Annotated in this window: 16 protein-coding genes and 1 other RNA gene; 8 read left to right on the forward strand and 9 right to left on the reverse strand. The window is 68.7% G+C overall.

What is annotated here, in order from left to right:
* Nucleotides 1-52: 52 nt before the first annotated feature.
* Genes OG407_RS21185 through OG407_RS21210 form a run of 6 tightly spaced genes read left to right on the forward strand, consistent with a single transcriptional unit; the run spans nt 53 to nt 9403 of the window.
* A complete protein-coding gene (locus tag OG407_RS21185; RefSeq protein WP_405860219.1) occupies nt 53-1345 on the forward strand; it encodes an ABC transporter substrate-binding protein in 1293 nt (430 codons plus the stop codon).
* A complete protein-coding gene (locus OG407_RS21190; RefSeq protein WP_405860221.1) occupies nt 1342-2319 on the forward strand; it encodes a carbohydrate ABC transporter permease in 978 nt (325 codons plus the stop codon). Before OG407_RS21185 ends, OG407_RS21190 begins: the two co-directional genes overlap by 4 nt.
* The gene (locus OG407_RS21195) at nt 2316-3140 is read left to right on the forward strand and encodes a carbohydrate ABC transporter permease (RefSeq protein ID WP_405860223.1); all 825 of its coding nucleotides are present in this window, start codon (nt 2316-2318) and stop codon (nt 3138-3140) included. The genes OG407_RS21190 and OG407_RS21195 overlap by 4 nt, the downstream gene beginning before the upstream one ends.
* Nucleotides 3141-3155: 15 nt before the next feature.
* Nucleotides 3156-5414: an alpha-xylosidase gene (gene yicI, locus OG407_RS21200; protein ID WP_405860225.1), complete on the forward strand. Its 2259-nt coding sequence runs from the start codon at nt 3156-3158 to the stop codon at nt 5412-5414.
* On the forward strand, nt 5414-6424 hold the full coding sequence (locus OG407_RS21205) for a LacI family DNA-binding transcriptional regulator (protein ID WP_405860227.1): 1011 nt from the start codon (nt 5414-5416) through the stop codon (nt 6422-6424). Before yicI ends, OG407_RS21205 begins: the two co-directional genes overlap by 1 nt.
* Before the next feature lie 54 nt (nt 6425-6478).
* Nucleotides 6479-9403, forward strand: coding sequence for a glycoside hydrolase family 3 C-terminal domain-containing protein (locus OG407_RS21210; RefSeq protein WP_405860229.1), 2925 nt, complete (start codon nt 6479-6481; stop codon nt 9401-9403).
* Between the two features lie 67 nt (nt 9404-9470).
* On the opposite strand, the gene ssrA is transcribed toward OG407_RS21210, so the two are convergent.
* The 3 genes from ssrA to OG407_RS21225 all read right to left on the reverse strand — a co-directional run bounded on the left by ssrA (nt 9471) and on the right by OG407_RS21225 (nt 11766).
* Nucleotides 9471-9858: a transfer-messenger RNA gene (gene ssrA, locus OG407_RS21215) on the reverse strand.
* A 93-nt stretch (nt 9859-9951) separates the two neighbouring features.
* Entirely contained in the window at nt 9952-10500 is a 549-nt protein-coding gene (smpB, locus tag OG407_RS21220; RefSeq protein ID WP_328686472.1) for an SsrA-binding protein SmpB, read from the reverse strand.
* A gap of 81 nt (nt 10501-10581) precedes the next feature.
* Nucleotides 10582-11766, reverse strand: a complete 1185-nt coding sequence (locus tag OG407_RS21225) for a S41 family peptidase (protein WP_405860231.1) — start codon at nt 11764-11766, stop codon at nt 10582-10584.
* A 232-nt stretch (nt 11767-11998) separates the two neighbouring features.
* Between OG407_RS21225 and OG407_RS21230 the strand changes: the two genes are divergently transcribed.
* Nucleotides 11999-13195, forward strand: coding sequence for an RNA-guided endonuclease InsQ/TnpB family protein (locus OG407_RS21230; protein WP_405860233.1), 1197 nt, complete (start codon nt 11999-12001; stop codon nt 13193-13195).
* 36 nt (nt 13196-13231) lie between these two features.
* Here the strand turns inward: OG407_RS21230 and ftsX are convergent, their stop codons facing one another.
* Together ftsX and ftsE are read right to left on the reverse strand one after the other, a co-directional pair.
* Nucleotides 13232-14149: a permease-like cell division protein FtsX gene (gene ftsX, locus OG407_RS21235; protein ID WP_327403619.1), complete on the reverse strand. Its 918-nt coding sequence runs from the start codon at nt 14147-14149 to the stop codon at nt 13232-13234.
* A gap of 55 nt (nt 14150-14204) precedes the next feature.
* Nucleotides 14205-14894, reverse strand: a complete 690-nt coding sequence (ftsE, locus tag OG407_RS21240; RefSeq protein ID WP_019065989.1) for a cell division ATP-binding protein FtsE — start codon at nt 14892-14894, stop codon at nt 14205-14207.
* A gap of 260 nt (nt 14895-15154) precedes the next feature.
* Here ftsE and OG407_RS21245 point away from each other — a divergent pair, with 260 nt between their 5' ends.
* Entirely contained in the window at nt 15155-15349 is a 195-nt protein-coding gene (locus OG407_RS21245; RefSeq protein WP_365308187.1) for a hypothetical protein, read from the forward strand.
* Between the two features lie 115 nt (nt 15350-15464).
* On the opposite strand, the gene OG407_RS21250 is transcribed toward OG407_RS21245, so the two are convergent.
* The 4 genes from OG407_RS21250 to OG407_RS21265 form a co-directional block, all read right to left on the reverse strand.
* Nucleotides 15465-16085, reverse strand: coding sequence for a hypothetical protein (locus tag OG407_RS21250; RefSeq protein WP_405860236.1), 621 nt, complete (start codon nt 16083-16085; stop codon nt 15465-15467).
* 313 nt (nt 16086-16398) lie between these two features.
* Nucleotides 16399-17505, reverse strand: coding sequence for a peptide chain release factor 2 (gene prfB / locus OG407_RS21255; protein WP_405860238.1), 1107 nt, complete (start codon nt 17503-17505; stop codon nt 16399-16401).
* A gap of 182 nt (nt 17506-17687) precedes the next feature.
* Nucleotides 17688-18926 (reverse strand): serine/threonine-protein kinase, encoded by a 1239-nt coding sequence (locus tag OG407_RS21260; RefSeq protein WP_405860240.1) that lies wholly within the window; start codon nt 18924-18926, stop codon nt 17688-17690.
* A 154-nt stretch (nt 18927-19080) separates the two neighbouring features.
* On the reverse strand, nt 19081-20781 hold the full coding sequence (locus tag OG407_RS21265; RefSeq protein ID WP_405860242.1) for a serine/threonine-protein kinase: 1701 nt from the start codon (nt 20779-20781) through the stop codon (nt 19081-19083).
* Nucleotides 20782-20915: the final 134 nt, after the last annotated feature.

The raw sequence follows: 20915 nt of genomic DNA on the forward strand, positions 1-20915 counted from the left end.
ACACTCCTCGTCGAATCGATTCGATCCCCTCCGACTCCCCTGGAGGCACTGGATGCTGACGACACAACGGCGAGCAACGACAGCCGCACTGATCCTCACCGGATCCCTGCTCCTCACCTCCTGCGGCGGCTCCGACAGCAACTCCTCGGACAGCAAAACCCTCAAGCTCTGGCACTACGAGGGCCCCGACAGCGCGATGGGCGTGGCCTGGAACGAGGCCATCAAGGAGTTCGAGGCCCAACACCCGGGCGTCAAGGTGAAGTTCGAGGAAAAGGGCTTCGAGCAGATCCAGAAGACGGCGCCCATGGTCCTCAACTCCTCCGACGCCCCGGACATCATGGAGTACAACAAGGGCAACGCGACGGCAGGCCTGCTCTCGAAACAAGGCCTGCTCACAGACCTCACCGCCGAGGCGAAGAAACGCGGCTGGGACAAGAAGATCCCGGCGAGCGTAGGCACGACAGACGTCTACAACACCGACGGAGTGATGGGCTCCGGCAAGTGGTACGGCGTCACCGACTACGGCGAGTACACGATGGTCTACTACAACAAGGCCCTCTTCAAGAAGTACAAGATCGCCGAACCGAAGACGTTCGACGAACTGACCGCCGCCCTGGGCGAGTTCAAGGCGAAGGGCATCACCCCCCTCGCCAACGCCGGCGCCGAGTACGTGGCCCAGCAGTACCTCTACCAACTGGCCCTCTCGAAGGCCGACCGCGCCTGGGTCGACAAGTACGAGCTGTACAAGGGCAAGACGGACTTCCACGACCCGGCCTGGACGTACGCGGCGACCACCTTCGCCGACTGGGTGAAGAAGGGCTACATCGCCAAGACCTCCAGCGGCACCAAGGCCGAGGACGCCGGCGTCTCCTGGATCCAGGGCAAGGCCCCGATCCTCTTCTCCGGCAGCTGGTGGTACGGCCGCTTCCAGACGGAGGCCAAGTTCGACTGGGACACGACGCTTTGGCCCGGCTCGAACCTCACCCTCGGCTCCGGCGGCAACATCTGGGTCGTCCCCAAGGGCGCCAAGAACAAGCAACTCGCCTACGACTTCATCGACATCACCCTGTCGAAGAAGATCCAGAACCTGATGGGCAACAAGGGCGGCATCCCGGTCGCGGCCGACACCTCCGCGATCACCGACCCCAAGTCCAAGGAACTCATCGCCAACTTCAACACCGTCTCCGCCCGTGACGGCCTGGCCTTCTACCCGGACTGGCCGGTCCCCGGCTTCTACGACGTCCTCGTCTCCGAGACCCAGAAGCTGATCACGAACAGCGAGAAGCCGGACGCCTATCTCAGCAACCTGCAGAAGGCGTACGACAAGGGCGTCCCGTCGACATGACGGTCGCCGTCGAGAAGGGCGCGCGGGCCACCCGCAGGAACCGGCACCCCGGCCCGCGCAACCCTCACAGCCCCCACCCCCGCAACTCCTACGCCCTCTTCCTCCTCCCCGGTGCCCTCGCCGCCCTCGCCGTGATCGTCATCCCCTTCCTGATGAACACGGCTGTGAGCTTCACGAGTTGGCAGGGCGTCGGCGACCCCAAGTGGACCGGCCTCGCCAACTACCGTGACCTGCTGGACGATGCGGAGTTCTGGGCGTCGTTCCGCCACAGCCTGTTCATGGTCGTGGCAATGGCAGCCGTACCCACGATCGTCGGACTCGTCCTGGCCGCCGCCCTGTTCGACTACATAGCCAAACACTTCGGCACCCGCATCGCCGCGATCCTCCGCGCCTGCTTCTACCTCCCCCAGGTGCTCCCGATCGCGGTGGCCGGCATCGTCTGGAGCTGGATCCTCGCCCCCGACAACGGTTCACTCAACGCCCTTTTGAAAGCAGTCGGGTTGGGCTCCTGGCAGCAGGACTGGCTCGGCGACCCCGACATCGCGCTCTACAGCGTCATGGGCGTCATGGTCTGGGTCCAACTCGGCTTCCCGCTCGTGGTGTTCATGGCCGGCCTGCAACGCGTGGACCCGCAGCTCTACGAGGCGGCCGAGCTGGACGGCGCCGGCTGGTGGCGCCGCTTCTGGCACATCACGCTGCCGCAGATCCGCCCGGAGATCTACGTCGTCCTCACCTGGTGCACGATCGCCGCGCTCAAGGTGTTCGGCGCGGTGTACGTCCTCACGAAGGGCGGCCCGGGCGGCGCGACCGACGTCCCGTCCTACTTCTCCTTCACCACGTTCTTCGAGAAGACCCAGGTCGGCTACGGAGCCGCGATATCAACGGTGTTGACGGTGATCATCCTGGTGCTCTCCATCGCCTTCCTGAAACTCCAGACCCGCGCGGAGGACGCCGAGGAAGGGGCCCGAACATGACGACCGCCCTGCGCCGCTACCCCGTACTGATCGCCCTGTGCCTCGCGGCCCTCTTCATGGTCGTGCCGTTCCTGATCGTCGTCGTCAACGCCGTGAAGTCACCGGCCGAGTACTCGGAACACGGCCCTCTGAGCCTCCCCAACGGCGTCTACCTGGACGGCCTCAAGGACTTCTGGCAGCGCGTCGACTACGGCCAGAAACTCTTCAACTCGGCCCTGATCAGCGGCTCGGTGGCCCTCCTCGCCGCCGCCCTCTCCGTCCTCAACGCGTACGCGATCGGCATCGGCCGTATCCGGGGCCGTACTTGGGTCCTGGCCTTCTTCGTCCTCGCCAACATGCTGCCGCAGGAGGCGCTGGTCTACCCGATCTACTACCTGAGCAAGCAAGTCGGCCTGTACGACACGAGGTTGAGCGTCATCATCGTCTTCACGGTGATCCAGGCGGCGTTCGGCACGTATCTCCTCTCCTCCGTGCTGGGCCAGTTCCCGCGCGAGATCCTCGAAGCGGCCCGGATCGACGGCGCCAACAAGTGGCAGGTGCTGTGGCGGATCGTGGTCCCGGTCAGCCGCCCCACGATCGGCGTCCTGCTGGTCTTCTTCTTCATCTGGACCTGGAACGAGTTCCTGCTCCCCCTGGTCATGCTGATCTCCAACGACAACCAGACCGTGTCGGTGGCCCTCGGCGTCCTCCAGGGCCAGCGCCTGATGGACGCCACGATGACCAACGCGGCTGCCCTGCTCGGTGTGTTGCCCGCCATCGTCTTCTTCCTCGTCTTCCAGCGGACCCTCACACGCGGCATCGCCGTGGGTGCCGTCAAGTAGTAAGGGGACCCCCACATGAAGTTCACCGACGGCTACTGGCTGCTGCGCGAGGGCGTCACCGCCGCCCACCCGGTCGAGGTCCTCGATGTCACCGCTCCTGGGGGTACCCCCTCCGGGGGAGGTTCGTTGGAGATCCACGCCCCGACCATGCCGATCCGCCACCGCGGCGACCTGCTGAAGGGACCGGTCGTGACGATCAGCGCCCACGCCCCGATGCCCGACGTCATCGGCGTCACCTTCACCCACTTCGAGGGCGAACAGCCGCGCGGCCCCCAATTCGACGTGCGGACAGAGGAGTTCGCGATTCATACGTCCTACGACGACGAGCACGCGACCCTCACCTCCGGCGCGCTCTCGGTCAGGGTGGCCCGCACCGGCCCCTGGCACGTCGACTTCCTCGCCCACGGCCGCACCCTCACCAGCAGCGGCCCCAAGGGCATGGGCATCATGCGCGACGCGACCGGCGCCCACTACCTCCGCGAGCAGCTCGGGCTCCAAGTGGGCACCTCGGTCTACGGACTTGGCGAACGCTTCGGCCCGCTCGTCAAGAACGGCCAGGTCGTCGACATGTGGAACGCCGACGGCGGCACCGCCACCGAACAGGCCTACAAGAACGTCCCCTTCTACCTGACCGACGCGGGCTACGGCGTCTTCGTCGACCACCCCGGCCGGGTCTCCTTCGAGGTCGGCTCGGAGGCGGTGTCCCGGGTCCAGTTCAGCGTGGAGAGCCAGCAGTTGACGTACTACGTCATCTACGGCCCCACCCCCAAGGACATCCTCCGCAAGTACACCGCCCTCACCGGCCGCCCGGTCCTCCCGCCCGCCTGGTCGTTCGGCCTGTGGCTGTCGACGTCCTTCACCACCTCCTACGACGAGGAGACGGTGACGTCGTTCATCGAGGGCATGCGGGAGCGCGAACTCCCGCTCTCCGTCTTCCACTTCGACTGCTTCTGGATGCGCGAGTTCAACTGGTGCGACTTCCAGTGGGACCCGAGGGTCTTCCCCGACCCGGAGGGCATGCTCACCCGGCTCAAGTCCAAAGGCCTCCACATCAGCGTCTGGATCAACCCGTACATCGCCCAGCGCTCCCCACTCTTCGCCGAGGGCAAGGCACTTGGGCACCTCCTCCGCCGACCGGACGGCAGCGTCTGGCAGTGGGACCTGTGGCAACCGGGCATGGCCCTGGTCGACTTCACCAGCCCGGCCGCCCGCGACTGGTACGCCGGAAAGCTGGAGGCACTCCTCGCGCAGGGCGTCGACTGCTTCAAGACCGACTTCGGCGAGCGCGTCCCGGTCGACGTGGCCTACGCGGACGGCGCCGACCCCGAGCGGATGCACAACTACTACACCTACCTCTACAACCGCACCGTCTTCGACGTCCTGCGCAAACACCGGGGCGAGGGAGAGGCCGTCGTCTTCGCCCGCTCGGCCACAACCGGCAGCCAGAAGTACCCCGTTCACTGGGGCGGCGACTGCGAGGCGACGTACGAGTCGATGGCCGAGTCCCTGCGCGGCGGGCTCTCCCTCGGCCTGTCCGGCTTCGGCTACTGGAGCCACGACATCGGCGGCTTCGAGGGCACCCCGACCCCCGCACTCTTCAAACGCTGGCTGGCCTTCGGCCTGTTGTCCTCCCACAGCCGCCTGCACGGCAGCTCGTCGTACCGCGTCCCGTGGCTCTTCGACGAGGAATCCGTGGACGTACTACGGCAGTTCACCCGCCTGAAGCTGAGCCTCATGCCGTACCTCTACGAGACCGCGCGCACCGCCTCCGCCGAGGGCGTGCCGATGATGCGCGCGATGGTCCTCGAATTCCCGGACGACCCCGGCTGCGCGCACCTGGAACGGCAGTACATGCTCGGCCCGGATCTCCTGGTCGCGCCGGTGTTCAGCGACGACGGGGACGTCTCGTACTACGTCCCCGAGGGCACCTGGACCCACTACCTCACCGGCCGCACGGTCACCGGACCGCGCTGGGTGCGCGAGAAGCACGGCTTCGACAGCGTGCCGCTCCTGGTCCGGCCGGGCGCGGTGATCCCGGTGGGCGCGGTGTCCGACCGGCCCGACTACGACTACACGGACGGCGTCACCCTGCGGGCGTACGACCTGGGGCGGGGCGCGCAGGTGACGGTGTCGGTCGGTGAGGTGGCCTTCACCGTCGTACGGGAAGGGGACACGCTCCGGGCGTCCTGCAGTGATCCGTCCATCTCGTGGGCGCTGGCCGCCGGTTCGCGGTCGAAGTCGGGCAGCGGGTTCCTGACCCTGGAGCTGGGCTGATGGTGAAGATCACGGACGTGGCCCGGCACGCCGGCGTCTCCCCCAGCACCGTGTCGTACGCCCTGAGCGGCAAGCGCCCGATCTCCGAGGAGACCCGGCTGCGCGTCGAGGCGTCCATCCGCGAGCTGGGCTACCGGCCGCACGCCGGCGCCCGCGCCCTGGCCAGCAGCCGGTCCAACGTCCTGGCCCTGGTGATCCCCTTACGGACCGGCATCCACGTCCCGGTCGTCATGCAGTTCGCGGTGTCCGTGGTGACCACCGCCCGCCGCCACGACCACGACGTCCTGCTGCTCACCCAGGAGGAGGGCGAGGAGGGACTGCGGCGGGTCGCGGACACGGCACTCGTCGACGCGATGATCGTGATGGACGTCCAACTCGACGACCCCCGGCTGCCGTTGCTGCGTTCCCTGGACCGGCCGTCCGTGATGATCGGCTTCCCCGCCGAGGCGGACGGGCTGACCTGTATCGACCTCGACTTCAAGGCGGCCGGCGAGCTGTGCGTGGAACGGCTCGCGGGCCTCGGGCACCGGGTCGTCGCCCTCGTCGGCTCACCGCCCGAGGTGTACGTCCGCGGAACCGCCTTCGCCCAGCGGGTCGTTCAGGGCTTCACGGCCGCCGCCGACCGCAACCGGCTCGCCTCCTCCGTCCACCCCTGCGAGGCGGCACCGGGCGCCGCAGCTGCCGTAGCGGAGCAACTACTGCGTGAACAGCCCGCGTTGACCGGAGTCGTCGTCCACAACGAACCGCTCCTGGAACCCCTCATCGACGTCTTCGAGCACCTCGGACTGCGCGTCCCCGGCGATCTGTCGATCACCGCGATCTGCCCTGACGAACTCGCCGAGTCCGTACGGGTCCCGGTCACGTCGGTCGCGCTGCCGACCGCTGAACTCGGTTCCAGGGCCGTCGAGTTGCTGATGCGGAAACTGGGCGGCAAGACCGTTCCCGACGCGACGCTCCTGTCCCCCCGGCTGACGGAACGCGCGAGCACGGCACCGCGCGACGCGCCCTGAGGTCTCCGATTTCCGTAATGCCCGCATGCAAGGCCCTACTTGAGGAGCCGCGACATGAAAGGCAAGAGAAGAAGACACAGCACGAGAAGACACAGAACCACGCTCGTCGTCGCCTTCGCCCTGATCGCCGGCCTGGGAGCGACGGTCCCGGCGACGGCCGACACCCCGTACCCCTTCCGCGACCCGACTCTCCCGGTGGCCAAGCGCGTTGACGACCTCCTCGGCCGCCTGACCCTCGACGAGAAGATCTCCCTCCTCCACCAGTACGAGCCCGCGATCCCCCGCCTCGGCATCCAGTCCTTCCGCACCGGCACCGAGGCCCTGCACGGCGTCGCCTGGCTCGGCAAGGCCACCGTCTTCCCGCAGGCCATCGGACTCGCCTCGACCTGGGACCCGGCGCTGATGCGGCAGGTCGGTTCGGCGGTCGGCGACGAGGCCCGCGGCTTCCAGCAACAGCGCCCGGACGGCTGGGGGTTGAACCTCTGGGCCCCGGTGGTGAACCTCCTCCGCGACCCGCGCTGGGGCCGCAACGAGGAGGGCTACAGCGAGGACCCGGAACTCACCGGCGCCCTCTCGACGGCCTACGGCGAGGGCCTGACCGGCGGCGACCCGAACCACCTCAAGACGGCCCCCACCCTCAAGCACTACCTCGCCTACAACAACGAGGCCGACCGCGCGACCACGTCCTCCGATCTCCGCCCCCGGGTGGAGAAGGAGTACGACGAGGCGGCCTTCAAACCGGCGATCGAGGCGGACGCGGCCACGGGCGTGATGACGTCGTACAACCTGGTCAACGGCCGCCCCAGCACGGTGAATCCGGACCTGAACGACGTCGTACGCAAGTGGACCGACCAGAGCCTGCTGAACGTCACCGACGCCTTCGCCCCGGGCAACCTCGTCACTCCCCAGCAGTACTACCCCACGATCGCGGAGGGCGACGCGGCGGCGTTGAAGTCCGGCATCGACAGCTTCACGGACAACAGCGCGGACCCGGGCCCGACGACAACGGCCATCAACTCAGCGCTCCAGCAAGGCCTGTTGAAACCCTCGGACATCGACACGGCCGTCTCCCACATCCTCTCCGTCCGCGTCCGACTCGGTGAGTTCGACCCGGGCGGCGGCAAGTACGGCTCGATCGACGCGTCGGTCATCAACAGCCCGGCGCATCAGCGGTTGGCGCGCAAGGCGGCGGCCGAGGGAATGGTGCTGCTCAAAAGAAATGTGACACTTCCGCTGAAAGTGTCACAGAAAAACGTAGCAGTGGTCGGCCCCCTCGCCGACACCCTCTACACCGACTGGTACTCGGGCACCCTCCCCTACGCCGTCACCCCCACACAGGGCATCGCCACGAAACTCGGCACCGGTGTCACGACCAGCGAGGGCGTGGACCGCATCGCCCTGCGCGACACGGCGACCGGCAAGTACGTCACGGCAGGCACCAGCGACACAGGCGCCCCCTTGCGGGAGACCGCGAACACCCCCACAGCAACTGCCCAGTTCGACGCGTTCGACTGGGGCTCCGGCATCGTGACCCTGCGCTCGGCCGCCAACGGCAAATACGTCGGCTACAACTGGTCCAACTTCGTCAACGACCAGACGCAGCCCAATGGTTGGTACGTCCAGCAGCAGTTCAAGCTGGAACAGCAGGACGACGGAACGTACTTGATGAAGTACGCGGGCTACGAGACGTCGGAGTCCTGGTGGTCGAGCCCCCTCTACCTCGGCCCGACCGACACGAACGGCACCCTCGGCCTGGTCCCCAAGGACCAGGCCGCGCACTACGCGAAGGACGTGGTCCGCAGCGGAGTCGCCGACGCGGTGGCAGCGGTCAAGGGCAAGGACACGGCGGTCGTCGTCATCGGCTCCATGCCGTCGATCAACGGCCGCGAGGCCCACGACCGCAGCGACATGGCCCTGGCCCCGGCCCAGGAGGCCCTGGTCAAGGCGGTCCACGCGGCCAACCCGAAGACGGTGGTGGTGGTCGAGAACAGCTACCCCACCACGCTGGGCGCGTTGCGGAAGGAAGTCCCGGCCCTCCTCTGGACCTCCCACGCGGGCCAGGAAACGGGCAACGCCCTCGCCGACGTCCTCTACGGCGACGTCAACCCGTCCGGCCGCCTCACCCAGACCTGGTACCGCTCGGAGTCGGACCTCCCGTCGATCCTCGACTACGACATCATCAAGTCCGACCGCACGTACGAGTACTTCCAGGGCACCCCGCTCTACCCCTTCGGCTACGGCCTCTCGTACACGACCTTCCGCTACGGCGCCCTGAAGCCCGTCCCCGGCGGCTACGAGATCCCGGTGACGAACACGGGAACGCGGTCGGGCGACGAGGTCGTACAGCTCTACACTCACCAGCGAACGTCCCGCGACAAAGAACCCCTGAAGCAATTGAAAGCCTTCCAGCGGGTTTCCTTGAAACCGGGCGAGACAAAAACGGTCCGCCTGGAAATCCAGCGGAAAGACCTCGCGCACTGGGACGTCACCCGCTCGAAATGGGCGGTGGAAAGCGGCACGTACGACGTCATGGCCGGAGCGTCGTCGGCGGACATCCGCGCCCGTACGACCTGGCGCGTCCACGGGGAGACCATTCCACCCCGGAACCTGTCCCGAACGACCCGCGCCGAGAACTTCGACGACTACTCCGGCATTCACCTCGTGGACGAGTCGAAGGCGAGCGGTACGGCGGTGGGCGCGGCTGCGGACGGGGCGTGGCTGAAGTTCGCGGACACGCAACTGGGTGCGGGGGCAGGGAAGTTCACGGCCCGGGTGGCGGGTACGGGTGCCGGCACGGTCGAGGTCCGGCTCGGCTCTCCGACCGGCAGGCTCGTCGGTACGGCACACGCGGGCGGGACGGCGTCGTCGTACGACTATGAGACGGTGACCGCCGGCCTGTCGGGTGCGGCGAAGGGTCGTACGGACGTGTATCTGGTCCTGAGCAATGGGTTGCGAATGGCGGCCTTCACTGTCCGGTGACAGGAAAAAGCCCCCGCTGCCGAAGCAGCGGGGGCTTTGCCGTTGTGCTCAATTACAAACATGGGATGAGTGGAGATGGCGGGAATCGAACCCGCGTCCACCGGTGCAGAATCAGGGCTTCTCCGTGTGCAGTTCGCTGTGATTTTCTCGGCCCCGGTGATCACGCGAACAAGTCGCCGACGGGCCCAGTCACTGTTTGATTTCCCATCGAACCCCGTGACCGGGCTCGATGGTTTAGTTCCCTAGATTATGCCAGGGTCCGGGTCGGGAACACTCCCGGGCTGACACCCTTTTAGGGTCCTTCAGTCGCTGTTATTAGGCAGCGAGGGCGAAGGACTGGGAATCGCTCTTGGAATTGGCGATTATTGGTTGCGACATATGGTTAACGAGATCATTGCCGCTTCCTCGACACGCTTCACCTGCTTCGACATCCGCTGTCGAAACCGATCATCCCCATGTTGTTTTTTCAAACCGCTACACACCCGCTGTGGGGTGCAGTAGCCATCGTACGTGACCAACGCTCGGCGATGCCACCGTATTCCTGGTGGCTACTCGCCGCGCTGCTTCCGCTTCGCCGCCGCGATCGCGCGGTCCGACTCCCGGCGGTCCTGCTTCTCGCGCAGGGTCTGCCGCTTGTCGTACTCCTTCTTGCCTCGGGCGAGGGCGATCTCGGCCTTGGCCCGGCCGTTGCTGAAGTACAGGGCGAGGGGCACGATCGTGTGGCCCGTCTCCTGGATCTTGGACTCCAGCTTGTCGATCTCCTCGCGGTGCAGCAGCAGCTTGCGCTTGCGGCGCACGGAGTGGTTGGTCCAGGTGCCCTGGTGGTACTCGGGGATGTGGGCGTTGTGCAGCCACGCCTCGCCCCCGTCGATCTGGACGAAGCCGTCGGTCAGCGAGGTCCGGCCCTCGCGCAGCGACTTGACCTCGGTGCCGGAGAGGACGATCCCGGCCTCGTAGGTGTCGATGATCGCGTAGTCGTGCCGGGCCTTCTTGTTCTGGGCGACGATCTTGCGCTTGCCGCCCTTCTCGCCGTCCCTGGCCTTGCCTGCGGCAGCCCCACCGCCCTGCTTGGGCTGGGACTCCTTGGGTACGTACATTCCCTTGCTCATAGTGCTGCCCATTTTCGCACTACAGGGGGGTCCGAGGGAAAGGCGATTACAGACGGGCGCCGGAAACGCCTACGACGCGTCCCCGAGCCCGCTCAACACCGTCTCGGCGCGCTCCACGGCGGCCTGTCCCTGTGCGGTGACGTCGAGGTCGGGGGTGATGCCCCGGCCGTCGACGGTATGGCCGGAGGGGGTGCGGTAGTGGCCGACGGTCAGTTCGGCGACGACGCCGTCGGGAAGTTTGCTCGGCATCTGGACCGAGCCCTTGCCGAAGGTCCTGGAGCCCACGACGACCGCACGGCCGCGGTCCTGGAGGGCGCCGGTGAGCATCTCGGCGGCGCTCATCGTGCCGCCGTCGACCAGCGCGACCAGGGGTCTGGTGGTGTCGCCGCCGGTGGCCGCGTGCAGGGCGCACTGCCAGCCGTCGACGTCGTACGTGGCGACGAGGCCGCCGTCGAGGAAGGCGGAGGCGGTGGTGACGGCCTCGGTGACCAGTCCGCCGGAGTTGCCGCGCAGGTCGAGGATGAACGCGGAGTCGGCGGGCGCCTGCCGTACGGCGGTGCGGACGAGGTCGCCGACGCCCTTGGTGAACGCGGCGATCTTGATGACGGTGACCTCACCGGCGAGCTTGCGGACGGTCACGGAGTCGGTGGAGAGGCGGGCGCGCCGTACGGTCTCGCTCCACGCGTGCGTGCCGCGTTCCAGGCCGAGGGTGACGGCGGTGCCGGCGGCGGCGTCCTGGGCGTCGCCCCGTAGTAAGGACACGACCTCGGTGACGGGCTGCCCGTCGACGTTCTCCCCGTCGACGCTGCGCAGCCGGTCGCCCTTGCGGACCCCGGCGGTGGCGGCGGGCGACCCGGACTGCACACGGGTCACCTCGATCCGGCCGTCCCGCTCCCGGCGGGCCCAGAGCCCGACGCCGGTGTACTGGCCGTCGAGGGCCTCCTCGAACTCCTCGTACTCCCCTTGGGAGTACACGGCACCCCACCGGTCCCCGCTGCGGCTGACGGCACGCTCGGCGGCCTCCATGGGCGACTTGCCGTCGGCCTTGGCCTCGGCGGCGGCCTTCGCGACCTCTTCGGTACGTCCGAGGTGCGCCGAACGCGCCGTACCGGAAGCCGATTTCCGGTCGGCCCGCCCGGGTTCGTCGAACGACCCGGCCGCCGCACCGGCCACCAGCACACTCGCGAACACCAATGTCAGGGCGGCCCCGCGGCGGATGCGGCGGGGCTGACAGAACAGGTCACGACCTGACATGGCGGTGAGTCTAGGACAACGCGAAGGACCGCACGGGCGGTTGCCCGTACGGCCGTCGTGGCATGCGTCACCGAGGCGCCTGGGGCGGGGCGCTGTGAAATCGCCCGGAAGTGATCAGACGTACGGGCATTCGCTCGTCGGTATGAAGCGGACGGGATGCGGCCCAGGTGTTCGAGCATCGTGCGTACGGTCTGCCGTGAACGGGGGTGAGGACTTGAACGGGGGTGAGGACTTGGTCGCAACGCGGGATGCCGCCCGGGTCGGGCGTGCCCGGTTCACGTACCGGTTGCGGGTCTCATCCACCGCCCGCGGGGCGCTGTTGGCCGAGTGGGGGCGCTGCCGGTGGGTGTGGAACGAGTGCGTCGCCCGTTCCAAGAGGGCGTTCCGGAATGGGGAGTTGTGCGGTCCAGGTCGTCTGGACAAGATGCTGACAGCGAGCCGCGCGGTCACGCCGTGGCTGGCCGAGGGCGCATCCGTCCCGCAGCAGCAAGTGATCCGCGACTTCGGCACCTCCCGTGCGAAGGCCCTGAAGGACATCGAGGAACGCCTGTCGGCGACGCGACGGGCGGGAATGCCCGGCTACAAGAAGAAGCACGACAGCCGTCCGAGTCTGAGCTGCACACGGCGCGGTTTCCGGTTGAGGGACGGGCGGCTGCACTTGGCAGGCGGGGTCGTCCTGACCGTGGTGTGGTCGCGTCACCTGCCCGCCGAACCCTCGTCGGTGCGCGTGTACCGGGAGAGTGCCGGCGACCGGTACGCCTCCTTCGTCGTCCCCGCCGAGATCGCGCCGCTGCCCGCGACCGGCCGGGTGCTCGGCGTGGACTGGGGTGTGCGGGAGATCGCGACCACCACCTCGGACGCCCACGACCTCCCGCATCCCGGACACGGCAGGAAAGCGAAGCCGTCGCGGTACGACCGGATGATGGCCCGCCGCAGGCCGAAGCGGGGTCAGGCTGCGTCCAAGGGCTACCAGGAGGCCAAGAAGTGGCGCGCCAGGACGTACCGGAAGATCGCGCGGCAACGGCAGGACACCGCACACAAGTGGGCCAAGAAGGTCGTGCGGGATCATGACGCGATCGCGGTGGAGGACTTCAGGCCGAAGTTCCTCGCGAAGACGTCCATGGCACGCAAGGCGGCGGACGCCGCGATCGGAGCGACGAAGACGGCCCTGATCGAGATGGGGCGCAAGCACGCGCGGGAGGTACGCCTGGTGCATCCCGCGCACACCACCATGGACTGCGGCCGGTGTGGAGCGAGAACCAAGCACGCCCTCCCGCTGTCGGAACGTACCTACACCTGCACCACGTGCGGAATGGTGTCCCCCAGGGACAAGAACTCCGCGCGCGTGATGCTGGTCCGGGCTGGTCTGAACCCGGCTGGTGTCGAAGGCACAAGACCTCCTGGAGCACTGCTCCAGGAGGCGGCCTGAGCCAGGAATCCCCTCCCCCGCAGGGGAGGGGAGCTGTCAAACCTTCAGGTACTTGCGCAGCGCGAAGAACGCCGCGAGCGCGGGCATCAGGAGGCTCGTCGCGAGGATGAGCGGGAGCTTCGTCAGGACGGCGTCCCAGCCGATGAAGTTGATCAGATTCAGCTTGTGGGACAGGTCCAGGCCGTGGTCGATGATGAAGTACCGGCCGACCACCAGGAATCCGCAGGCGACCGTGCCGCCGATGAGGCCGGCGACCGCGGCCTCCATGATGAACGGGGCCTGGATGTAGAAGCCGGAGGCGCCGACCAGGCGCATGATGCCGGTCTCGCGGCGGCGGCTGAACGCCGAGACGCGCACCGTGTTGACGATCAGCATCAGGGCGACGACCAGCATCAGGGCCATGACCGCGCGGGCGGCCCAGTTCATGCCGTTCAGGAGGCCGAAGAGGTTGTCCAGGATGCCCTTCTGGTCCTGCACCGACTGGACGCCGCCGCGGCCGTCGAAAGCCGTCGCGATGACCTGGTACTTCTCCGGGTCCTTGAGCTTGATGCGGTACGACTCCTGCATCTGGTCCGGTGTGAGCGAACTGGCCAGCGGGGAGTCGCCGAACTGCTGCTTGTAGTGCTTGTACGCCTCGTCCTGGGACTCGAACACGACCTTCTGGACGACGGCCATCTTGTCGAGGTCGGAGACGATCGACTTCTTCTGGTCGTCGGTCACCGCGCCCTTGGCGCAGTTGGGGTCGGACTCGGCGTCGCTCTTGTTGCAGAGGAAGATCGAGACGTTGACCTTGTCGTACCAGTAGCCCTTCATCGTGGTCACCTGGTCGCTCATCAGGAGCGAGCCGCCGAAGAGGGCCAGGGACAGGGCTACGGAGACGACGACCGCGAAGGTCATCGTCAGGTTGCGGCGGAGACCGACACCGATCTCGGAGAGTACGAACTGGGCGCGCATGGCGGCTTCTTCAGGCCTTTCCGTGGACGGACATCAGACGGCGGTCGGTCGGCTGTCAGTGCTGGTAGCCGTAGACGCCACGCGCCTGGTCACGGACGAGGCGGCCGCCCTCCAGCTCGATGACGCGCTTGCGCATCTGGTCCACGATGTTCTGGTCGTGCGTCGCCATCACCACAGTGGTGCCCGTCCGGTTGATCCGGTCGAGCAGCTTCATGATGCCGACGGAGGTCTGCGGGTCGAGGTTGCCGGTCGGCTCGTCCGCGATGAGGAGCTTGGGGCGGTTCACGAAGGCTCTCGCGATGGCCACGCGCTGCTGCTCACCGCCGGAGAGTTCACCCGGCCTGCGGTCCTCCTTGCCGCCGAGCCCGACGAGGTCGAGCACCTGCGGCACCGACTTGCGGATCTCGCCCTTGGACTTGCCGATGACCTCCTGCGCGAAGGCCACGTTCTCGGCGACCGTCTTGTTCGGCAGCAGGCGGAAGTCCTGGAAGACGGTCCCCAGCTGGCGGCGCATCTGCGGCACCTTCCAGTTGGAGATGCGGGCGAGGTCCTTGCCCAGCACGTGCACCTGGCCCTGACTGCACCGCTCCTCGCGGAGGACCAGCCTCAGGAAGGTGGACTTTCCGGAGCCGGAGGACCCCACGAGGAACACGAACTCGCCCTTCTCCACTTCCAGGGAGACGTCCCTGAGGGCGGGGCGGGTCTGCTTGGGGTAGACCTTGGAGACACTGTCGAATCGGATCACGGGTGCACCACGGGTAGCCGGGGGTAGGTGAGCGTGACCATACGCGACCCGGGTGTGCCCGCGCAGTCGGCGTCCGGGGTTGTGCGAGGCTTGCACGTTTTGTCGCCGATTTGAAGGGCTGGAACGCACAAGGTCGGGGCAGGATAAGGCGAGCCGCGCCGAATCCCGCGGAACCTGGCACAGTGGAGGGGAACGTTCGGGAACGTTCTCGTATCCCGCGGCGTTGTGTCTGTGATAGCCGGTGCAAGGAGGGCGAGCGCATGACGTACGACCGGTTGGTGTGCGCGAACTGCGCGGCGCCCGTGAACGAGGGCCGCTGTCCCGTCTGCCGCGCGAGCCGCGAGCGGCTGCAGCAGGAGAACAACCCGTGGGGCAATCTGAACCCCATGGCGCTGATCGCCCTGCTCGCGGTGTTGATCGCGGCGCTGGCGCTGGTGGCGCACCAGACCGCGTAAGCGGCCTGTCACCGCGTGGGCGGCCTGTACAAGGACATGCAGAAGGGCCCGGAGCGACACGCTCCGGGCCCTTCGTCGTACGACGTGCGCACGGTCCGTACAGGGACGGCTACCGTCAGGCGATCGTGCCGCCGCGGTTGCTGCTCCCGAGGCGCGGGAGCACGCGGAAGGCGATGCCGCCGGCGATCATCGTCGCGGCGCCGAGCAGCAGGAACGTGGTCTGGCCGGCACCGGTCTCGGCGAGCTCACCGCCCTTGCCCTGGGCCGACGTGTCGGAACCGGTGTCGGTGAGCGCGGAGGTGCCCGCCTCCTGGGCGGAGGAGCCGCCGTCGGGGTCGGCGTTGTTGCCGCCGGTGGAGCCGGAGCCGCTGGTGCTGCCGTCCGACGGGGTGTCGGTGGGCTCGTCCGTCGGCTCGGTGGGGTTGCCGGTGGGCTCGGTCGGCTCGTCGCTCGGCGGCGTCGAGACCGGAGGCGTCGGGGTGGGCGGCTGGGAGGTCGGCGGCTGAGAGGTCGGCGGCTCGCTCGTCGGCGAGTTCGGAGCGGTCGGGAGACTGGTGTCGGTCGGGGTCGGGGTGCCGGTCCCGTCGCCGGGCGCGTCATCGGTGGTGGTGCTGGCGCTCAGCGTCACGCCCAGGTCGAGCGCCGATGCGGCACCCGCGGCGGTCAGCGAGGCACCGGCGGCGATGATCGCGCCGGCCGCTATGCGCGCGACACGGATCCGCGTCTTCTTGGTCATCAGGTTGCTACCCCCAGTAGCTCGTCATCAGAGTGGCGCGTCGGTGCCCGGGGCCGTGATCGACGGGGGTGGCGGCTGGCGAAAGCTGAGATCCCCCGGTTCACATGCGCCCCGCAGACACGCATGCCACGCTTCAGCCTTCCCAGTTTTCACAGCAACGTCAAGGCCGTTGCGAGCGCAATGTCCACCTACGGGTTCTTTGCTGGGGGATGGAACCTGTGAGTGTGATGCAAAACCCAGACATCCGGATACACGAATGGCAACTGCCGCCCGGTGGGCGGCAGTTGCCATGTCGACAAAGTAACCCTTGAAGCTACTTCTCCTGCTGCTTGCGCCAGCGAATTCCGGCCTCCAGGAAGCCGTCGATCTCGCCGTTGAACACAGCCTCGGGGTTACCGACCTCGTACTCGGTGCGCAGGTCCTTGACCATTTGGTACGGGTGCAGGACGTACGAACGCATCTGGTTGCCCCAGGAGTTGCCGCCGTCGCCCTTGAGGGCGTCCATCCGGGCCTGCTCCTCCTGACGGCGGCGCTCCAGCAGCTTGGCCTGGAGCACGTTCATCGCGCTGGCCTTGTTCTGGATCTGCGAGCGCTCGTTCTGGCAGGAGACGACGATGCCGGTGGGGAGGTGGGTCAGGCGCACCGCGGAGTCGGTGGTGTTGACGCCCTGGCCGCCGGGGCCCGAGGAGCGGTACACGTCGACGCGCAGCTCGGACTCGTCGATCTCCAAGTGGTCGGTCTGCTCGACGACCGGGAGGATCTCGACACCGGCGAAGGAGGTCTGACGGCGCCCCTGGTTGTCGAACGGCGAGATCCGCACCAGCCGGTGGGTGCCCTGCTCGACGGAGAGCGTTCCGTAGGCGTACGGCACGTGCACGGCGAAGGTGGTCGACTTGATGCCGGCCTCTTCGGCGTACGACGTCTCGTAGAGCTCCGTCTTGTAGCCGTGGCGCTCGGCCCAGCGCAGGTACATGCGCTGGAGCTTCTCGGTGAAGTCGGAGGCGTCGACGCCGCCGGCCTCGGCGCGGATGGTGACGACGGCCTCGCGGGAGTCGTACTCGCCGGAGAGGAGGGTGCGGACCTCCATCTCGTCCAGTGCCTTCTTGACGGCGGTCAGTTCGTTCTCCGCCTCGGCGCGGGTGTCCGGGTCGTCCTCCTCCTCGGCCATCTCGAAGAGGACCGAGAGGTCGTCGATCCGGCTGCGCAGGGCCTCCGTCTTGCGGATCTCGGCCTGGAGGTGGCTCAGCTTGCTGGTGACCTTCTGCGCCGCCTCCGGGTCGTCCCACAGGGAGGGCGCTGCCGCCTGCTCCTCAAGGACGACGACTTCTGCCCTCAGCGTGTCCAGGTCCAGGACGGCCTCGATCGACTCCATGGTCGAGGAGAGGGACTTGAGCTCTTCGGATACATCGACGACTGCCACGCCTCCAGCGTAACGGCTCCGCCAAGCGGGGAGCGCCGGGCCTGAACCCGGCCCTCTCAAGCGCCGGTCCGCGTCACCCGGCCCGTCCGGCGTTCGAGGACGAGGCCGTTCAGGCCGACCGGGGGTCCAGAGGGCGGAGCCCCCTGGGACGGGACGGGCAGGGGCGGCGGGGGCGAGAACCCTTACGGCGAAGCCGGTGCCGAGTTCTTCGTGTCCGGGGAGTCCCCGCCGGAGTCGCCCGACGTCGCCGCCCACGTGCCGACCCCGACCGCCGCGACCAGCACCACGCCCGCCGCCGCCAGCGTCAGCCGCCGGCGGCGCGTGGCCGCCCGGTGCCGGGCCGAGCCGGGGCGCGGGGCGCCCGCCGGGCGCGGGGCGCGGGCCGTGCCGCGGGGGCCGCCCGCCAGTTCATCGGGGGCCGGGACCCGCATCGACGTGTGGGTGTCCCGGTTGGAGTCGGCGGGCTTGGCGCCCGGTACGAGGGGCACGGCGCCCCGGCGTACCCGCTCGCTGCGCGCGGGCGTGGCCGCCGGGGTCTCCTCCCGCTCCGCCTCCTCCTGCTCGGTGTCCGGCTCGTCGACGTCCAGCGGGGGCATGCCGGCCAGCAGGGGCAGTTGTTCGCGGAGGCGGGCGGCGAGTTCGGAGGCGCGGAGGCGGGAGGCCGGGGCCTTCGCCAGGCACTGGACCATCAGCTGCCACAGCTCGTCGGGGATCCCGGGCAGCGGTACGACGGTCTCGGTGACGTGCCGCCGTAGGACCGCGCCGGGGTGGCCGCCGCCGAACGGGGTGAATCCCGCGAGGAGTTCGTACAGGACGGTCGCCAGGGCGTAGATGTCGACGGCCGCGCGCGGGGGCAGGCCCTCGACGATCTCGGGGGCGAGGTAGTCGGGTGTGCCGATGATCTTCGTGGCGCGGGTGCGGCGCGGGGAGTCGATGAGTTTGGCGACCCCGAAGTCGGTCAGCAGGGCGGGGTGCGCGCCGCCGGGGCCGAGCGGGCCCTGCATGTCGAGGAGCACGTTCTCCGGTTTGACGTCCCGGTGGACGACGCCTGCCGCGTGGGCCGCCGCGAGTCCGTCCGCGATGTCGGCGACGATCGCGACCGCCGCCTCGGGGGAGAGCCGGCGTTCCCGGTCGAGGCGGGTGCGCAGATCCGTGCCCCGGACCAGGTCCATGACGAGGGCGAGGTCGTTGCCGTCGACGACCAGGTCCCGTACGGACACGATGTTCGGGTGCTCCAGGCCGAGCAGGGCCGTGCGCTCCTGCACGAAGCGTCCGACGAGTTCCTGGTCGGACGCGAGGTCCTCGCGCAGCAGCTTGACGGCGACGGGCCCCTCGGGTCCCTCGCCCAGCCACACCGTGCCGGCACTGCCCCGCCCCAGGATCTGGTTGGCGGTGTACCGGCTGCCGATCTTCCGTGCCAAGGCTGCTCCTACCGACGCGTGTGTCGCTAAAACTACGCGTCGGATGAGCCAACCTTCACCGCCGAGGCGGAAATCACCCACTGGGTGTCGACAAATCCCCAACCCGGCGTCCGACAAGGGCGATTCGGGGCTCAGTTGCCGACCGCGTGGAGGGTCAGTTGCCGGTCGCGGAACTCAGATCCTTGACCCAGCCGCTCACCTGTCCGGCGACATGGCTGATCTCGTGCCAGTAGCTCCTGCCCGTGCCGATCCAGTCCTGAAGCGGGGTCAGCTCCCAGACCAGCCAGCCCGCGACGAAGAGCAGGACGATCGTGAACAGGCAGCCCTTGAGGCAGCCCAGTCCGGGGATCTTCATCGGGTTGGCGCTGCGCTGCCGCGGCTGGCGGGGCTCGCGGGCGGGCTCCGGCTGCCGCTGGGGCTGCTGGCGGCTCGGCGGGGCGTACTGCTGCGGCTGGTGCTGCTGCGGATGGCCGTAGCCGCCGCCCTGCTGCTGCGGTTGCTGGCGCTGCGAGGGGCGCTGTTGCGGGCGCTGCTGGGCGGCCTGGCGGGGTTGCTGCGGCTGCTGCGCGCGGGAGACCTGGCGCTGGGGGCGGCGGCGCAGCGGGTCCTCGCCCGGGTCGAGGTAGGGCTGGAACTGGGTCTGTTCGTTGCGGTCGCGGGCCGCGCGGAGCTGGTTCTGCCAGGGGTGCGGCTGCTCGGGGCCGCCGCCGGACTGGTTCTGCTGGTTCTGCTGGCCGTACTGCCCTGCCTGGCTCTGCGGCATGACCGTGGTCGGGTCGGCCGCGCCGCGGTTCGGCATCACGGTGGTGGGGTCGGCGGCGCCCACCGGGCCGCTGGTGTGCGGGAGGACGCTGGTCGCCGCGTTCGGGTCGTAGGCGCCCGCGCCGTGCGACAGGACCTGCGTCGGGTCGGCGGCGCCGGGCACGCCCGGTACGGCGGCGGGGGCCGGGTCGGGGGCCAGCAGCCTGCCCACGTTCTCGGCGGCGGCGATCTGGGCGGCGTTCGCGTGCACGCCGACGCCCTCGGCGACGACGCGCAGGGCGCGGGCGAGGTTCTCGGCGCTGGGCCGCTCGTCCGGGTTCTTGCGCAGGCAGCGCTCGATGACCGTCCACAGCGGGTCGGGGACCGTCGAGGGGCGGCGCGGTTCGGCGCTCAGGTGCTGGTGGAGGACTTCGAGGGCGGAGCCGCCGGAGAACGGCGGGTGGCCGGTGACCAGCTCGTACATCAGGATGCCGGCGCCGTAGATGTCCACGGCGGAGGTCTGCGGGCGGCCCTCGGCGGACTCCGGCGCGATGTACGCGGGCGTGCCGACGAACTCCTGCGTGCGGGTCAGGCCCGGGGAGTCGGCGAGGCGGGCGATGCCGAAGTCGGTGAGCAGCGGGTACATCTGGCCGCCGCCCTGCTTGAGCAGGACGTTCGCCGGCTTCAGGTCGCGGTGGACGACGCCGTCGGCGTGGCTGGCGGCCAGCGCGTCGGCGATCTGCGCGGTGAGCAGGGCCGCGCCGACGGGGCTGAAGGGGCCGTTCTCGCGCAGGTAGTGGTGCAGGTCGGGGCCCTCGACGAGGTCCATGACGAGCGCCAGGAGATCACCCTCGACGACCAGGTCGCGGACCCGGACGATGTTCGGGTGGGTCAGGCGCAGCAGCACCGACCGCTCGCGCAGGAACCGCATCACGATGTCGGGATCGTTCGCGAGTTCTTCTTTGAGGACCTTGATCGCGACGGTCTCGCCGGGCTGTCCCTGGACGGCTGCCTCGGCGCCCGCGGTCTCACGCTGGCGGGCCCGCCAGACGGTGCCCGTGGCGCCGCGTCCGAGTGGCTCCTCCAGGAGGTACTTGCTGCCTACCGGCCGCACGTCTGCGCTCCCTGCTGCTTGCCTGTGTTCCGGTCCACTGTAGTGCCGCCCTTCTCGCGGCTACCTACGTAAGCATCGCCGTACATGTTCGAAGGAAAGACGCTCTCCCCGGTCTCCCGGTTGCCCCAATGGTC

The organism is Streptomyces sp. NBC_01515 (genome assembly GCF_045040345.1).
GTDB lineage: Bacteria > Actinomycetota > Actinomycetes > Streptomycetales > Streptomycetaceae > Streptomyces.

What these genes read in the sequence shown, in the direction of transcription:
- OG407_RS21195 (WP_405860223.1), top strand. Translation starts at nt 2,316, where the DNA reads ATGACGACCGCCCTGCGCCGCTACCCCGTACTGATCGCCCTGTGCCTC.
- OG407_RS21205 (WP_405860227.1), top strand. Translation starts at nt 5,414, where the DNA reads ATGGTGAAGATCACGGACGTGGCCCGGCACGCCGGCGTCTCCCCCAGC.
- OG407_RS21250 (WP_405860236.1), bottom strand. Translation starts at nt 16,085, where the DNA reads ATGACCAAGAAGACGCGGATCCGTGTCGCGCGCATAGCGGCCGGCGCG.
- yicI (WP_405860225.1), top strand. Translation starts at nt 3,156, where the DNA reads ATGAAGTTCACCGACGGCTACTGGCTGCTGCGCGAGGGCGTCACCGCC.
- smpB (WP_328686472.1), bottom strand. Translation starts at nt 10,500, where the DNA reads ATGTACGTACCCAAGGAGTCCCAGCCCAAGCAGGGCGGTGGGGCTGCC.
- OG407_RS21225 (WP_405860231.1), bottom strand. Translation starts at nt 11,766, where the DNA reads ATGTCAGGTCGTGACCTGTTCTGTCAGCCCCGCCGCATCCGCCGCGGG.
- OG407_RS21190 (WP_405860221.1), top strand. Translation starts at nt 1,342, where the DNA reads ATGACGGTCGCCGTCGAGAAGGGCGCGCGGGCCACCCGCAGGAACCGG.
- ftsX (WP_327403619.1), bottom strand. Translation starts at nt 14,149, where the DNA reads ATGCGCGCCCAGTTCGTACTCTCCGAGATCGGTGTCGGTCTCCGCCGC.
- OG407_RS21245 (WP_365308187.1), top strand. Translation starts at nt 15,155, where the DNA reads ATGACGTACGACCGGTTGGTGTGCGCGAACTGCGCGGCGCCCGTGAAC.
- OG407_RS21185 (WP_405860219.1), top strand. Translation starts at nt 53, where the DNA reads ATGCTGACGACACAACGGCGAGCAACGACAGCCGCACTGATCCTCACC.
- OG407_RS21210 (WP_405860229.1), top strand. Translation starts at nt 6,479, where the DNA reads ATGAAAGGCAAGAGAAGAAGACACAGCACGAGAAGACACAGAACCACG.